Raw genomic sequence first — 13,963 nt, forward strand, 5'->3', positions numbered from 1 at the left:
ATTCAGACCAGGGCATCCATCGCGGCCGACCGCCGGGCCATCCGTTCGGCGTCGGCCGCACGGATGTCCTCCGCCACCGCGGCCATCACCCGGCCCGGCTGCTCGAGGTCGGTCTTGCTCGCCGCGGCGATGTCCGCAGCCCAGTCCGCCGGTACGCCGTTCAGTCCGCTGAGGGCACCCGTGATCGCTCCGGCCATCGACGCGATCGAGTCCGCGTCCCGGCCGTAGTTCGTGCCGCCCAGGACTGCCCGGCGTACATCTCCCTCGGAGACGAGCACGAAGCCGAGGGCCACCGGCAGCTCCTCGATCGCCTTCGTCCGGCTCGGCCGCCGGGCGTCCAGCGACTGGTCGCGGTAGTCCGGACCGACCGTGTCGAACGGCTCGATCGCCTTGCGCAGCACGGGAATCGCCTGCTCCCAGTCGGTCAGGCCGTCCGCGGCGGCTGCCACTGCCTCGACGGCCCCTCGAGTACCGTCCTTGGCCAGCATGAGCGCCGCTTCCACCGCGGATGCGGCCGTCGCGCCAGGGGTCATCGCCGCGGCGACGGCGGCCGCGAACACGCCGGCCGCCTCCCGCCCGTAGCTCGACTGGTGCGCACCCGCGAGATCGATCGCCTCCGCGTACGCACCCTCGGGATCGCCGGCATTGGCGATTCCGACCGGCGCCATGTACATCGCCGCACCGCAGTTGACGATGTTGCCGACGCCGGCCTCGCGTGGATCCACATGCCCGTAGTGCAACCGGGCGACCAGCCACTTCTCGGCCAGGAACACCCGCTGCAGCAGCAACGCGTCGGCCTCCAGTTCGGGCACCCAACGGATCCCGGTCAGCATCTTCGGCACCAGCGACTCGGCGATCGCGTAGGCGTCCAGGTGCGTCCGGCGTTCGTCGTACACCTCGACCAGGGCGTGCGTCATCAAGGTGTCGTCGGTGATGTGCCCGTCGCCCTTGTGGTACGGCGCGATCGGCCGGGCGGTCCGCCACTCGTCGTACCACGGACCGACGATGCCGGTCACCCAGCCGCCGTGCCGCTCCCGGATCGCCTCCGGCGTCCACCCCTCGACGGCTCCACCGATCGCGTCACCGACCGCGGAGCCGACGAGGGCACCCGTAGATTTCTGTTCCAGCAAGGACATCACTGGTTGGCCTGATCCCATCCGTCGCTCAGTTTCTTGCCCAGTGCCGCCAGATCGGTCTTGTTCGCCAGGTACTCCTGCAGCGCCGGCGTCGCGATCTGGTCCTTCCACTTCGGGTAGTTCTCCACGCTCTGGAACGGCGCCTTGGTCAGCTCGGCACCGCTGGCCAGCGTCTGCTGCCAGCCGTCCTTGCCACCGGTCGTCTTCAGGATCGCGTCCCGGGCCGCCTGCGTGGTCGGGATCAGCCAGTCGCCCTGACCGACCGCGGCCAGGTTGTCGGCCTTCATGAAGTAGTCGATGAACTTCGCCGACTGCTCGATGTGCTTGCCCTCGGCCGGCACCGACAGTGTCTGCGGGTTCGCCGCCTGCTTGGTGCTCGTGCCCTTCAGCGGCGGCAGCACCTCCCACTGGAAGCCCTTCGGCGCCTGCTCGACCATCTGCTGGGCGGTGTAGTTGCCCGCGACAACCATCGCGTACTTGCCGGCGAAGAAGCCCGGCAGGACGTCGGAGCCGCTCTGGGTCAGCGAGGTCGGGTCGATCGACTTGTCCGTGTAGGCCATCGCGTTGATCCGCTTCGGCACCTCGAGCTCGGGGTCGCCGATCTTCGCCTTGGCGTCCCGGCCGGAGCCCTCGAAGAACTGCGCGTCGAAGTTCATGCCCAGGTTCAGCACGGTCGCGGTCGGGCTCTTCAGGCCCCAGCCCAGGCCGTACTTGCCGCCTGCCGTCAGCTTCTTCGCGTCGGCGGCCAGGTCGTCCCAGCTGAGCGAGTCACCGGTCGCGGTGATCCCGGCCTGCTTGAGCAGCGCGGCGTTGCCGAACACGACGTACGACTGGAGCAGAGTCGGCGCGGCGAACGTCTTGCCGTCACTGGAGACCGTGTCCCAGACCCCCTGCGGTACGGCGTCCTTGGTCTCCTGGCTCAGGTACGGCGACAGGTCGGCCAGGAACCCCTGGTTCGCGAAGCCGGTGATGTCGGCGGACTCGTCCTGGATGACGTCCGGCGCGGTCCCGCCCTGGAACTGGGTGACCAACTGGTCGTGCACCGAGTCCCAGCTGCCCTGGACGTACTCGACCTGGATGTTCGGGTTCGCTCCGTTCCAGTCCGCGACGATCTTCTTGGTCGCGGCGACCGTCGTCTTCTGGAAGGCGAGGCTCTGGAACTTCAGCGTCACCTTCTCGTTCGACCCCGAATCACCGGAGCCGTTGTCGCTGTTGCTCCCACAGGCCGCGAGTGCCACCAGTGCACCCGCCGCCAGCAGAGCGGTTACTACTCTCTTCATGTGTCTCTCCTCAGGGATCTCTAACCCTTGACTGCGCCGCTCAACAAACCGGAAGTCAGCCGGCGTTGGAGGAAGGCGAAGAAGATCAGGCTCGGCACGGTGGCCAGGACGGACGCTGCTGCCAGTGGACCGAACTGCACCTGGCCTTCGGCGCCGACGAAGCGCGCCAGGACCAGCGGCAGCGTCTTGAGCTCCGGGTCCTGCAGCAGGACCAGAGCGAAGAAGAACTCGTTCCACGCCGAGATGAACGTGAACATCGCGGTCGCGATCAACCCGGGCCGCAACAGCGGCATCACGATCGACACGATCGTCCGCACCCTGGACGCCCCGTCGACCGACGCCGCTTCCTCGAGCTCACGCGGTACGGCGGCGACGTACCCCTGCAGCATCCACAACGCGAACGGCAGCGACCAGACCATGTAGACGATCACCACACCCGGGATCGTGTTGGTCAGGTGCAGCGGCCGCAGGATCATGAACAGCGGGATCACGATCAGGATCACCGGGAACACCTGGCTGACCAGGATCCAGCCGTTCGTCACCGGCCGCAGCCGGGTGCGGAACCGAGCCAGCGCGTACGCCACCGGCAGCGACACGATGAGCACGAGGACCGTGCTGGCGATCGAGATCTGCAGGCTGTTGCCGAGACCCCGGATCAGGCCTTGCTCGTTCATCGCGTCGCTGTAGTTGGAGAAGTCGAGATGCTCGGGCAGCAGGCTCGGCGTGATGCTCGCGAACTCGCGAGGCGACTTCAGCGAGCTCGAGATCAGCCACAGCAGCGGGAAGCCGAGGAACACCAGGTAGCAGACGACAGCGACGTACTGCAGGAACCGGGCGGCCGGACGTGTTCTCATGCCTCGCTCCTCAGCCGGTTCCGTAGGTAGAAGGCGAGGAACACGATGATGATGACCACCATCACGTCACCCATCGCCGCGGCCATGCCGAAGTTCCCGTACCGGAACGCCTCGTTGTAGGCGAACAGCATCGGCAGCATGGTCTTGCCGCCCGGACCGCCGGCGGTCAGCACGTAGACCAGGCCGAACGAGTTGAAGTTCCAGATCATGTCGAGGCTGGTGATCGCGACGATCACGGTCCGCAGCTGTGGCAGCGTGATGTTCCAGAACTGGCTCCACGCGCTCGCGCCATCGACCGCGGCCGCCTCGTACAGCGTCCGGTCGATGCCTTGGAGGCCGGCCAGCAGGGTGATCGTGGTCATTGGCATGCCGACCCAGATACCGACCACGATCACGGCCGGCAACGCCGTAGTGAAGTCGCCGAGGAAGTTGATCGGGTGGTCGGTCAGGTGCAGCTTCTGCAGGATCTCGTTGACCGGGCCGTTGGTCGGGTGCAGCAGCAACCGCCACATGATCGCGACCACCACCGGCGGCATCGCCCACGGGATCAGCGCCAGGGTCCTGGCCACGCCGCGGAACCTGATGGTCGTGTTCAGCAGCAGCGCCAGACCGAGCGCGGCGACGAACTGCAGGATCGTCACCGACAAGGTCCAGATGATGCCGATCCGGAACGAGTCCCAGAACAGGCCGTTGTGCAGGAGCTTGGAGAAGTTCTCGAAGCCGATGAAGTTCGTGTCGACGTTCAGCCCGGCGCGGGCGTCGGTGAAGCCGAGCGCGATGCCGCGGATCAGCGGGTAGACGCTGAGCAGCAAGACCGGCAGCAGCGCCGGCAGGAACAGGAAGATCGCCTCCCGGTTCTGCTTCGGCTTTCCGGTCTTGCGCACCGGAGTCGGCGCCGGCGCGGTCATGGTCGCGGTCATGGGGCGGACCTCCGCACACTCAACGACGGCTGTACGACGATCCGCCGCGGCCTCCGGTCGTTGTCCTCGATCCTTGCCAACAGCAACTCAGCCGCCCGCCGCCCCCGCTCCGCCGACCCCAGATTCACACTCGTCAACGGCGGGAACGACTGCTCCGCGAGCTCACTGTCATCCATCCCGACCACAGCCACGTCCTCCGGCACCCGCAGCTCAGCCGCCGCCAGCTCATGCATAAGCCCAACCGCGAGAAGATCGTTCGCACAGATCACCGCATCGAACGGAGCTGCTGAGGCGCTCCCGCGCACGCCACTGGAGTTCACCGACGCCACTCCAGCGGCGGCCAGCAGGTCGGGGGCAGCGGCGCGGCCTGCTGCGAAGGTGAAGTCCGTGGCTTCGGCGACAGCGGCCGGCTCGAGATCATGCTTGCGGAGCGCATCGGCGAAGCCCTTGGCTCGGGCGGTGCCGGGGACGGTGTCGGCGGGGCCGTTCAGGAAGGCGATGTTCGTGCGTCCTGTGGCGACCAGGTGATCGACGGCGAGGAGCATGCCTTTGGGGGAATTCGCGCGGACCGTGTCGACGCCGGCTCTTGCGGGCACGTTACCGGCGACGACCACGGGGACCTCGCACTCGCGGATCGACTTGACCAGGTCCTCGTCGACCCGGATCGGGCTGATCAGCAGCCCGTCGGCGTACCCGCGCGCCATCCCCCGGACCAGCGCGACCTCATCCACCACATCCGCACCGGTCGCGGTCACCACGAGCCGATACCCGGCCGCGGACACGACCTCCTCAACGGCGCGCATCATCGTGACGTAGACCGGGTTGCCGACGTCCGCGACCGCCAGGGTCAGCTGGAACGTCCGCCCCACCTTGAGCGACCGCGCCCGGGAGTCAGGCACATAGCCCAGCTGCTCGACCACCCGCTGCACCCGCTCGGTCATCTCCTCGGTGGCCGGCAGACCGTTCAGCACGCGCGACACCGACGCCACCGAGACGCCGGCCGCCTGGGCCACCGCAGCGATCGTCGGACGGCTCACGCCCGCCTCCTGTAATCGTTCTTGTAATCGTTTACAAGCCCGACAGTAGGTCGCCGAAAGCCCTCGGTCAAGTGCTCAGCCGACCGGACGGCCGGAGAGCTGGCGGGTGACGCCGAGCTAGCTGCGGGCCGTCGACGCGGCCGGGCTGGACGGCGCGAACCACTCGTTCCCCGGACCGGCCGCCTGGGCCTGAGTCACGGTCGTACCCACAAGTGCCATCACGGCCAGCGCGATGACGCTGATCGGCCTGCTCCAGTTCATGACCATCCTCACTCGTACGCCGAGTCCACCCCCAGCCGTGACTGTAAACACCGCCGGCTCGGCAAGGGAAGAGCAGAAACCGTTAAGATCCAGGGCTGCCGGTCCGGCTGGTAGCCGACGGCATCCGAACACTTGCCCAGCGCAACCACGCGGCGCGTGGTCGTCGCCCTCGGCAACCGTGTTCACGGACAGTACTGCGAGGCCGTTCTCACTCGTCCTCTTCGTCGGCGCCGGGGCGCTCCGCCCACGGCGTCTCCTTGGCCGGGCGGACGACGATCAGCTTGTCGCCGGCGGCCAGCACCGAGACGTTGGAGTCGTAGTACCGGTGCACCTTGCCGTCGCGGACGACCGAGACCACCCGGTCCGGCACCGCGGACGGGGGCTTGCCGACCTCGCGACCGAGCACCGGGCGTTCGGCGACCTCGAGGCCCTCGCCGTACGTGAGCAGGTCCTCCATCACCTCGCCGAGGTTCGGGCTGACGGCGGACAGGCCGAGCAGCCGGCCGACCGCCTCGGACGAGGTGACGACCGCGTCGGCGCCGCTCTGCCGCAGCAGCGGAACGTTGTCCTCCTCGCGGACCGCGACCACGATGTGCGCGGTCGCGTTCAGCTGCCGGACGGCCAGCGTGACCAGGACCGCCGCATCGTCACGGTCGGTCGTCACGATCACCTCGCGTGCCGACATCACCTCGGCCCGGCGCAGGACGTTCCGGTTCGTCGCATCGCCGTGGAACGCGGCCATCTGGTCGTTACCGGCGTCGCCGATCGCCTGTGCCCGCGGGTCGATCACCACGATGCTGTCGCGCTTCACCCCGTTGCTGATCAGCGTCTGGACGGCGGACCGGCCCTTGGTGCCGTAGCCGACGACGACGGTGTGGTCCTTCATGCGCTTCCTCCATCGGGTGTCGCGCATGACGCGGCGACCCTCGTTGGCCAGGACTTCCAGTGTCGTGCCGACCAGCACCACCAGGAACCCGATTCGCAGCGGCGTGACGATGAACGCGTTCACGAGCCGCGCAGTCGGGGTCACCGGCGTGATGTCGCCGTACCCGGTGGTGGTGAGGGTGACCGTCGCGTAGTAGATCGCGTCGATCAGGCCGACGTCGCCGTCGTAGTTGTCCCTGTAGCCGTCACGGTCGAACACCACGATCAGCACCATCACCGTCAGCAGACCCAGCGCGACGAGGATTCGGCTGAACAGCTGAAAGAGCGGCGAGCGCGTGCTCGCGGGCATATTGACCAGCAGCCCGTGCGGGTTGCGACCGGAGGGAAGGGGTGGCACGACTCCGACGATATGGCACCGGCGGCCGATCCACCGCATGCGACAGGCTCTGGTCGGACAGTGCCACGGTGACCATCAGATTGTCACTGTCCTGGACCACTCTGGTCCGCATCCGCAGACCTTCGATCGTGCGGAGCATCGCGACGTTCTCCGGTTGCACCACACAGACGGCCCGGTCGGCCCCTCGGTCGCGCGCTGCACCGATCACGAGCCGGAGCAGTTGCCCGCCGAGACCACGGCCCTGCCAGCCGTCCTCGACCAGTACGGCGACCTCCATCGTCGTACGTCCGAGCTCCTCCCAGGGCGCGGCGGTCGCCATCCCGATCACGGCCTCGCCCACGGTCGCCACGATCGAGACGCCGCCGGCCGGTGCGGACAGGTGGCGGGCGGTACGGGCGGTCAGCTTCGGCATCGGTACGTGGTAGCGCCGGGTGCGACTCTCGAACGAGCACCGCTCATGCATCGCGACGACCGCCTCAGCGTCGTCGACGGTCGCCGTACGCAGCTCGGGTTCGCCACTGCCTGGTCGCGGCCCCTCGGTCTCCTGCAGCCGCTCGGCCAGCCGTCCGGCGATCTCGACCAGGGCGTCGGCGCGGGCCCATTCGGCCGGCGTGTACTCGTCGAACCCCTGCAGATTGCCGAGCTCGTCATCCACCGACACCGGGTCATCGATCAACCGCAGTACGGCGCGCAGGTAGCGGGTCGGGGCGTCACTCAGTACGTCGGCCTGGCACGGGCGGACCGTCGTCCGTTGGCAGCCCGCCTCGGCCGCGAGTGCGGTCAAAGCATCCGCCGTCCAGCCGACACCCGTCGAAACCACCAACTCGTCCACGGCCCCACCCTCGGCCGTGAACACCTCGAGACTCAGGATGTTGATCTCATCCGCCCCACACCGCGCCGCAAGCTCAGCCAACGCCCCCGGACGATCGGCAAGTTCGGTCCTGATCTTCCAAAGCATGCAGACGCCTCCCTCGTAGACGTCCCACCCTCCACCCCCTCTGTTGCCCCACCGCGTCCCCCGTGTTACACCCACATCAACCTTCCCCACCACGCCGCACCACACCCCCGCCACGCCGCCCCTCGGACACCATCCGGTGACCGCGGACAGGTCCTGCCATGTCCGAGGTCCCGAGATCCTGTGCACGGGCTCCCCGCTGGACGGTGAGCGCGGGGGTGGGGTGGGGTTAGCGGCGGCGGAGGTGTGGGAGGTGGGGGGTGAATTTGGGTTTGCGGGCGGCGAGGACAACCGCGGCTTCGCGCTTGTCGAGGTCGGCGTGGCGGAGGAGTTCTGGATAGGTGTTCTGGGGAACAGACGGGTACGTCGTGACGATCGCGTCGCCGGAGAACACGAAGAAGATTGCCTGCCCTTCACGGATGATCTTGAGCAAGGACCCGTCGCGCACAGTGAGCGCGTGTTCGATCGCCTTCTTCCGCGCAGCCCGCTTCGCCAATGCCGCCTGCATGGCCTGCTGAGCCGGCTCCCGCCCATGCCTGAACGCCTCAACCGCCAACGGCCCGTACCGCACGCCGTACTTGACCAGATTCTTGGCCAGCTTCCCCTGCCCACCCTTAGCACCCGCCATACCCCCGACTGTAGCGACCCCTCAGACCTCCACTCCGAACTCTCGAGCCGCCAGTACGGCCGACCGCACGCTCCAGCACTCAGCCCGAGCGGCAGGGGTGGCCGACGACCGGCCGGGTGGGTGTGCGGGGGTGGGCGGGGTCGGGCACGATGGGGCGTGTGAGTAGTCCTAATCCGCGCCGGCCGATCATGCCGGGGAACAAGTTGTTCGAGTCGTTGCCGGGGGCTGCTGATCCGGCAACGGTGACCGAGGTGGCGCATCGGACGGCTGAGTTGCTGGTGCGAGGGGTGCGGGACTCGGAGGATGCCGAGGTGCATGCTCGCGTCGTGAAACTGGCGGACGACTACGGGCTGGATGAGCTGGCTGAGCTGTGGTCGGATGCGCCGTCGGACTCGTTGCCGGGTGCACTCTGGAGGTTGTACCTGCTGCGGTCGTGGGTGCACTCCAACGCTGAAGAGGTGTCGTACGAGTTCGCCGCCGGGCGGAAGTACGCCGAGGTGCACGCGGTGGTCGCGGGTGTCGCCGAACCGCCGGGGCCGACCGAGGTGCGGGAGATGGTGGACGCCGTACTGCGGGGTGTCGCGACCGGTGATTTCGCGACCACGCTGGACCGGGCGGCGGCGTTCGCGCGGATCGTCGCGACCGGGCGGGCGCATCTTGCCGACGACGGGCACGATCGGGTGCTGTCGGCCTCGAAGCTCGTCGAGACCGCGGACCAACTGCAGACAGCGGCCCGCGCCGAACGCGCCGGTCAACTCTGGTAACGGTACGCCGCGCAACCCAGCGCAACGCGCCGTGCCGAGGGTGTGGTTGCACAGTTGAGGTTCGGGTGATATGGCGTCTTGAAGCCCGAGATGTCAACGGGACAAGGGGTTTTGGGACCCGTTACACTGTTCGAGGTGTCGGGCCGGTGCAAGCCCCGGGTCCCAAAATAAGCCGCTGCGAGCGGCCACGCGCCGTGAGGCGCTTCCCGGTCCGATGCCACAAACCGACGAACGCCCCGGCCGATGCAACGGCCGGGGCGTTCGAGGTTTTCTAGTGGATTCCGTAGAAATGGTTCAGCGTCTGCGTGACCGACTTGCCGTTGGAGTCGGTCAGCTCGACCTTGAGTGTGACAAAGTCGGTCGCCTTCAGGTTGTTGACCAGGGCCACCGCCTTGCTCCCGAGGTTCAGCACCGGGACCTGGACCCAGGTCGCACCATCGTCGTACGACGCCGACACCCGGGCCGAGGTGAACCGGCCGGCCGTGTACCAGTGCCCGGACTCCGCCGTGATCGTGATCGGGAAGATCGGCAGCTTCGGAGCCCGGTCGTTCAGGTCGACCGCCATGTCGTAGTCCGGGAACAGTAGCGGCAACGGCTTGCCGGCGTCAGCCGACGAGCTCTTCCACTTCCACCGGGTCTGGACGGTCGACGGCGACTCCCACTTGTAGTCGCCCCGCTGCCACCGGTTCAGGTCGTACACGAGCTCGAGGTTCGTCGCCGCGGCCGGCACGTCCCAGATGCCCTGGCCGTAGAACCCGTACTGCCCCAGCGACACCCCGTCCGCCAGCAGTTCGGTCCCGCCCAGATCCAGGAAGCCCTGATGCGAGAAGTGACCCGGCTGCGTGTCCGCCCAGCTCGGGAAGTTGCTCCAGATCGTGTTCCCGTCGCGCGCCGCGGGCGCATACTTCTGCCCGGTCGTCTGGTCGGTCACCATGCTCGGTCGCAGCCCGGCCTTGTACCAGCTCTCGCTGTGCCTGCTCCCAGGCTTGTACGCCGTCGCCGTCGACGTCATCAGCGTCGCGAACGGCCACGCCATCGCATCCGCGTGCCCGACCATCTGCGTCACCTTGGTGTCCGGGTCGGCGGTGACCAGATGCTGCACCTGAGTCGGCGCCGCCACCGTCCCCCGGGTCCCGGTCGGGATCAGGTTGATACTCCACGGCCGCCACACGTCGGTGTACTCGGAGTAGCTGTACGGCTTCCCCGGCGTGTAGTACGTCGCGTCGATCGTCGCCAGATCGCGATCGCGGACCCGATGATCCGGCGTCCCCTGGACCTGCTGCTCGTGCGTGAACGCGAGGCTGTAGAGGTACGGCGACTTGGCGCCGGCCGGTGATCCGTACTGCCACCCCTCGATCACCTCGAAGGTGCCCCGGCGCGCCTTCGGCGTCGTACCGAGGTAGATCGCCGAGACCTGCGGGCCGAAGCTGCGGCTCGACGCGAGGATCCAGTTGTCGATCACCCGCCCGTACGTCAGGCTGCCGCCGCCGCGCTCGCTCGGACGCTGCGTCGTCACCTTGGCCTCGGCCGCGGTCCGTACGTCGTACGTGATCGTGGTGTTCTTGGTCAGCGTGATCTCGGGGTCGCCGAGGAACGCGTAGGAGTCGACGAGGCCGTCCGCGCCGTCCTGGGCGATCGTTGCCGCCAGAGAGTACGTGCCGGCGCGCAGGTGGAGCGTACGATCCGCACCGTCGAACCCGACCCGCTGGGCCGCGATGCTGTCCAGGTCGAACACGTCCAGCGAGCTGATCGACGAGGCCGGCTTCCCGTCGCGGTCGATCAGCCTGAAGGTGACGTCGACGTACTGCGGCTCGAGGTAGAACCCGAACGGCGTCACCACCGTCCGACCATCGTTGCCAGTAGCAACCACGCGGACGCTGATCGCGCCGTACAGCCCGTAGTCCAACGCGGCCGCCGGGTCGACGGTGACCGGGAGGTCGGCGGTGCCACCGGCGGGCACGGTCAGCGACGTGGCATCGAAGTGGATCAGGGTATCCGGCAACGGCTTCCCGTTGTTGCCGCGCGCATCGGTCGCGAACGTCAGGGTCACCGGCGACGTCCCACTGTTGCGGTAAGTGAACTGCTTGGTGATCTTCTGAGCTGCAGTGTGCGGCCAGGCGAAGGTCCCGAGGTCGACCGTGCTCGGTCCGGTCACAGTCGAGGTGACCGCCTGGGCGACGTCGAGCTCACCCGCGCCCTGCTCGTAGATCCCGACCTTGCTCTCGGAGCGTACCGAGTTCTGCAGGGCAGCCTTGAGCTGCTGACCGTTCCAGTCCGGGTGCTGCTGCTTCAGGATCGCCGCGGCACCGGCCACGTGCGGCGTCGCCATCGACGTACCGCTCATGTCGACGTACGCCTGGTCGCCGCGCCCACCGGCCCGGGCCGCGGTGATGTCCACGCCGGGTCCTGCGATGTCGGGCTTGACCGCGTGATTGCCCAGCACCGGTCCCCGGCTGGAGAAGTCGGCGGTGGTCTGGGTCAGGTCGGTCGCCGCGACCGTCATCGCCGACGCGGCGCATCCCGGGCTGCTGATGGCTTCGAACGGACCGCCGAGGTTGCCGGCAGCAACGACGAACAGTACGCCGGACTCCGCGCTGATCCGGTCGACCGCGGCCGCCATCGGATCGGTGCAGTCGACCGGCTCGGACGTACCGATGCTCATGCTGATCACATCGGCGCCCTCGGCAACGGCCCACTCCATCCCGGCGATGATCCAGGACAGCTCGCCGCTGCCGAAGTCGTTCAGGACCTTGCCCGCGAGCAGTTGCGTGCCGGGGGCGACGCCCTTGTTCTTGCCGTTGGATGCCACGCCGCGACCGGCCACGGTCGACGAGGTGTGGGTGCCGTGACCGTCGTGGTCGGCGACGTCCGGACTGTCGGTGAAGTTCTGCTGCGCCTTGACCGCGCCGATCAGGTCCGGGTGCTCCGCGTCGACGCCGGAGTCGAGCACGGCCACCGTGGTACCGGTTCCGTCGTACCCGGCCGCCCAGGCTTGCGGGGCGCCGACGTACGGGACGCTCTGGTCAAGGGTCTTGCCGACCTTCGCGTCGAGCCAGAGCTTCTGGACGTCCCGACCCGTCGAGAGGGACTGCCAGGTGTCGTGAGCCTGGGTCTTGTCGGTCCGCAGCGCGGCGGCGCCGACCGACGACAGGGTGCGCGTACGGGTGGACCCGGCCGGGACCGCCTGCTGAGCGGCTCGCGCCGTCGGCTTGTACGTCGCGATGACCGGGATCTGGTTGGTGGACGCGTCGTCGTACCCCTGCCGGATCAGGCCGCTCACGTTGAACAGCGCGTGGTCGACCTTGCCGCTGTTCACCAGTCGCGCGGCGCTGTCGGGTACGACGTACAGGTCCTTGCCGACCGTGCGGGTCTCGTAGCCGGCGTCAGAGGCATCGGCGGGGACGAAGCGGACGTTGCTGCGTCCGGAGCCGGCCGGGGACAACTGCACCTTGTCCCCCGTGATCAGGGTGACGACCTTCGCGGCGTCGACCTGCACCGGCAGGGTCGGCCGGGCAGTCGGAGTGGACGGAGTGGGCGGGGTGACAGTGGCAGTGGCGGCGGCGGGTACGGCGCCGGCGGCGAGCAACGCGATGGCCGCGGCACCGGTCAGAAGGCGACCGGCCGGGGTTTTGCGCGCCAGGAAGCGGAAAAACATGGGGAGGACACCCTTCGGGACGGATTGTCGCCGGTCAGTCCATCGCAAAACCGCCAGCGAAGGAGGTGGCTGTGCTGGCAAGATTGCGACAATTCAGGTACCCGCCAGGGTCCAGCCGCCACATCGCCGTCTGCTGGGAGGCATCGTGCTCGACGTGCTCGGACTGGATGACTCCGAAGAACTCGCCTATCGGGCCCTCGTCGAGGTCCCGTCGTACGACGCCGTCGAGCTGGCAAGCCGGCTCACCTGCCATCCGGTCGAGGCGGCGCGGGCGCTGTCCTCGTTGGAGACACTCGGCCTGGCCGCGCGGTCGAGCAGCGGCACGGATCGGTACGTCGCCTCGCCGCCCTCGGTCGCACTCGCGGCGCTCGCGGTCCAGCGCGAGGAGGAGTTGCGCCGAGCGCAACGCGAGATCGAGTCGCTGGCCGAGGTCTATCGGGGCACGGACACCGAGCGGTCGATCAGCGACGTCGTGGACGTCGTCCGTGGCGCCAACGCGGTCGGCCAGCGGTTCGCCCAGCTGCAGATGTCCGCGCGGGAAGAAGTCCTCGGGTTCGTGAAGGCGGACATCGCCGTGGTGCCGCCCGAGGACAACAAGGAGGAGGACGCCGCCGTCACCCGTGGGGTCCGCTACCGCGTGATGATCGAGCGGAGCGCGTTCGACCGGCCGGGGTTCTTCGCCGCCGCGTCCGACTCGCTGAACGCCGGTGAAGAGGTTCGCGTCGTCCAGGAACTGCCCCTTCGGTTGCTGATCGTGGATCGTCGCATCGCACTCGTCCCCTTGCTGTCCGGACCGGGCGGCGCCATCGGAGCGCTGATCGTGCACAGCAGCGGCATGCTCGACGCGTTGCTCGCCCTCTTCGACCGGGTGTGGCGCGACGGGCTCCCTCTGGTGCTGGGCACGAACGGCATGGTCGAGGGCTCGTCGGACGGTCTCCCGGAGCTCGACGCCAAGATCCTCGGCCTGCTCCTGGCCGGCCTCACCGACCAGGCGGTGGCCAACCAACTCAACTTGTCCATGCGCACGGTCCAGCGCCGGGTCCGCGCGCTGATGGACCTGGTTTCCGCCGACACCCGCCTCCAGCTCGGCTTCCACGCCGCCCGGCGGGGCTGGATCTGACCGTCCGAAAGAGGCACACTCGGCAGCGGGGACCGATCCGATCGGCTGGGGGCCGCTGATCCGTCGGGAGG

General features: G+C 68.4%; 12 protein-coding genes. 2 read left to right on the plus strand and 10 right to left on the minus strand.

What is annotated here, in order from left to right; genetic code table 11:
- Window positions 1-2: 2 nt before the first annotated feature.
- The 9 genes from AB0I34_RS28250 to AB0I34_RS28290 all read right to left on the minus strand — a co-directional run bounded on the left by AB0I34_RS28250 (window position 3) and on the right by AB0I34_RS28290 (window position 8,353).
- On the minus strand, window positions 3-1,136 hold the full coding sequence (locus AB0I34_RS28250; RefSeq protein ID WP_360450711.1) for an ADP-ribosylglycohydrolase family protein: 1,134 nt from the start codon (window positions 1,134-1,136) through the stop codon (window positions 3-5).
- Window positions 1,136-2,416 (minus strand): extracellular solute-binding protein, encoded by a 1,281-nt coding sequence (locus AB0I34_RS28255; protein WP_360450714.1) that lies wholly within the window; start codon window positions 2,414-2,416, stop codon window positions 1,136-1,138. Before AB0I34_RS28255 ends, AB0I34_RS28250 begins: the two co-directional genes overlap by 1 nt.
- Before the next feature lie 20 nt (window positions 2,417-2,436).
- The gene (locus AB0I34_RS28260; RefSeq protein WP_360450717.1) at window positions 2,437-3,270 is read right to left on the minus strand and encodes a carbohydrate ABC transporter permease; all 834 of its coding nucleotides are present in this window, start codon (window positions 3,268-3,270) and stop codon (window positions 2,437-2,439) included.
- Window positions 3,267-4,190 carry a sugar ABC transporter permease gene (locus AB0I34_RS28265; protein ID WP_360450719.1) on the minus strand — a complete coding sequence of 308 codons (924 nt, stop codon included), beginning with the start codon at window positions 4,188-4,190 and terminating at the stop codon, window positions 3,267-3,269. The genes AB0I34_RS28260 and AB0I34_RS28265 overlap by 4 nt, the downstream gene beginning before the upstream one ends.
- A complete protein-coding gene (locus AB0I34_RS28270; RefSeq protein WP_360450721.1) occupies window positions 4,187-5,227 on the minus strand; it encodes a LacI family DNA-binding transcriptional regulator in 1,041 nt (346 codons plus the stop codon). Before AB0I34_RS28270 ends, AB0I34_RS28265 begins: the two co-directional genes overlap by 4 nt.
- A gap of 117 nt (window positions 5,228-5,344) precedes the next feature.
- Window positions 5,345-5,488, minus strand: a complete 144-nt coding sequence (locus AB0I34_RS28275; protein ID WP_360450723.1) for a hypothetical protein — start codon at window positions 5,486-5,488, stop codon at window positions 5,345-5,347.
- Between the two features lie 208 nt (window positions 5,489-5,696).
- Window positions 5,697-6,647, minus strand: coding sequence for a potassium channel family protein (locus tag AB0I34_RS28280; protein ID WP_360450726.1), 951 nt, complete (start codon window positions 6,645-6,647; stop codon window positions 5,697-5,699).
- Window positions 6,619-7,728, minus strand: a complete 1,110-nt coding sequence (locus tag AB0I34_RS28285) for a GNAT family N-acetyltransferase (protein ID WP_360450728.1) — start codon at window positions 7,726-7,728, stop codon at window positions 6,619-6,621. Before AB0I34_RS28285 ends, AB0I34_RS28280 begins: the two co-directional genes overlap by 29 nt.
- A gap of 226 nt (window positions 7,729-7,954) precedes the next feature.
- The gene (locus AB0I34_RS28290; RefSeq protein WP_360450731.1) at window positions 7,955-8,353 is read right to left on the minus strand and encodes a hypothetical protein; all 399 of its coding nucleotides are present in this window, start codon (window positions 8,351-8,353) and stop codon (window positions 7,955-7,957) included.
- 149 nt (window positions 8,354-8,502) lie between these two features.
- Between AB0I34_RS28290 and AB0I34_RS28295 the strand changes: the two genes are divergently transcribed.
- Window positions 8,503-9,117: a hypothetical protein gene (locus AB0I34_RS28295; protein WP_360450734.1), complete on the plus strand. Its 615-nt coding sequence runs from the start codon at window positions 8,503-8,505 to the stop codon at window positions 9,115-9,117.
- A gap of 271 nt (window positions 9,118-9,388) precedes the next feature.
- Here AB0I34_RS28295 and AB0I34_RS28300 read toward each other — a convergent pair whose 3' ends face one another.
- Entirely contained in the window at window positions 9,389-12,772 is a 3,384-nt protein-coding gene (locus AB0I34_RS28300) for a S8 family serine peptidase (RefSeq protein WP_360450736.1), read from the minus strand.
- Window positions 12,773-12,917: 145 nt separating this feature from the next.
- Between AB0I34_RS28300 and AB0I34_RS28305 the strand changes: the two genes are divergently transcribed.
- Window positions 12,918-13,892, plus strand: coding sequence for a helix-turn-helix domain-containing protein (locus AB0I34_RS28305; RefSeq protein ID WP_360450739.1), 975 nt, complete (start codon window positions 12,918-12,920; stop codon window positions 13,890-13,892).
- Window positions 13,893-13,963: the final 71 nt, after the last annotated feature.

It is taken from the genome of Kribbella sp. NPDC050281 (assembly GCF_040655855.1).
Lineage (GTDB): Bacteria > Actinomycetota > Actinomycetes > Propionibacteriales > Kribbellaceae > Kribbella.

Excerpts from the sequence above, each read along its gene's own strand:
- AB0I34_RS28250 (WP_360450711.1), bottom strand. The coding sequence starts at position 1,136 with ATGTCCTTGCTGGAACAGAAATCTACGGGTGCCCTCGTCGGCTCCGCG.
- AB0I34_RS28255 (WP_360450714.1), bottom strand. The coding sequence starts at position 2,416 with ATGAAGAGAGTAGTAACCGCTCTGCTGGCGGCGGGTGCACTGGTGGCA.
- AB0I34_RS28260 (WP_360450717.1), bottom strand. The coding sequence starts at position 3,270 with ATGAGAACACGTCCGGCCGCCCGGTTCCTGCAGTACGTCGCTGTCGTC.
- AB0I34_RS28265 (WP_360450719.1), bottom strand. The coding sequence starts at position 4,190 with ATGACCGCGACCATGACCGCGCCGGCGCCGACTCCGGTGCGCAAGACC.
- AB0I34_RS28275 (WP_360450723.1), bottom strand. The coding sequence starts at position 5,488 with ATGAACTGGAGCAGGCCGATCAGCGTCATCGCGCTGGCCGTGATGGCA.
- AB0I34_RS28280 (WP_360450726.1), bottom strand. The coding sequence starts at position 6,647 with ATGGTGCTGATCGTGGTGTTCGACCGTGACGGCTACAGGGACAACTAC.
- AB0I34_RS28285 (WP_360450728.1), bottom strand. The coding sequence starts at position 7,728 with ATGCTTTGGAAGATCAGGACCGAACTTGCCGATCGTCCGGGGGCGTTG.
- AB0I34_RS28290 (WP_360450731.1), bottom strand. The coding sequence starts at position 8,353 with ATGGCGGGTGCTAAGGGTGGGCAGGGGAAGCTGGCCAAGAATCTGGTC.
- AB0I34_RS28295 (WP_360450734.1), top strand. The coding sequence starts at position 8,503 with ATGGGGCGTGTGAGTAGTCCTAATCCGCGCCGGCCGATCATGCCGGGG.
- AB0I34_RS28300 (WP_360450736.1), bottom strand. The coding sequence starts at position 12,772 with ATGTTTTTCCGCTTCCTGGCGCGCAAAACCCCGGCCGGTCGCCTTCTG.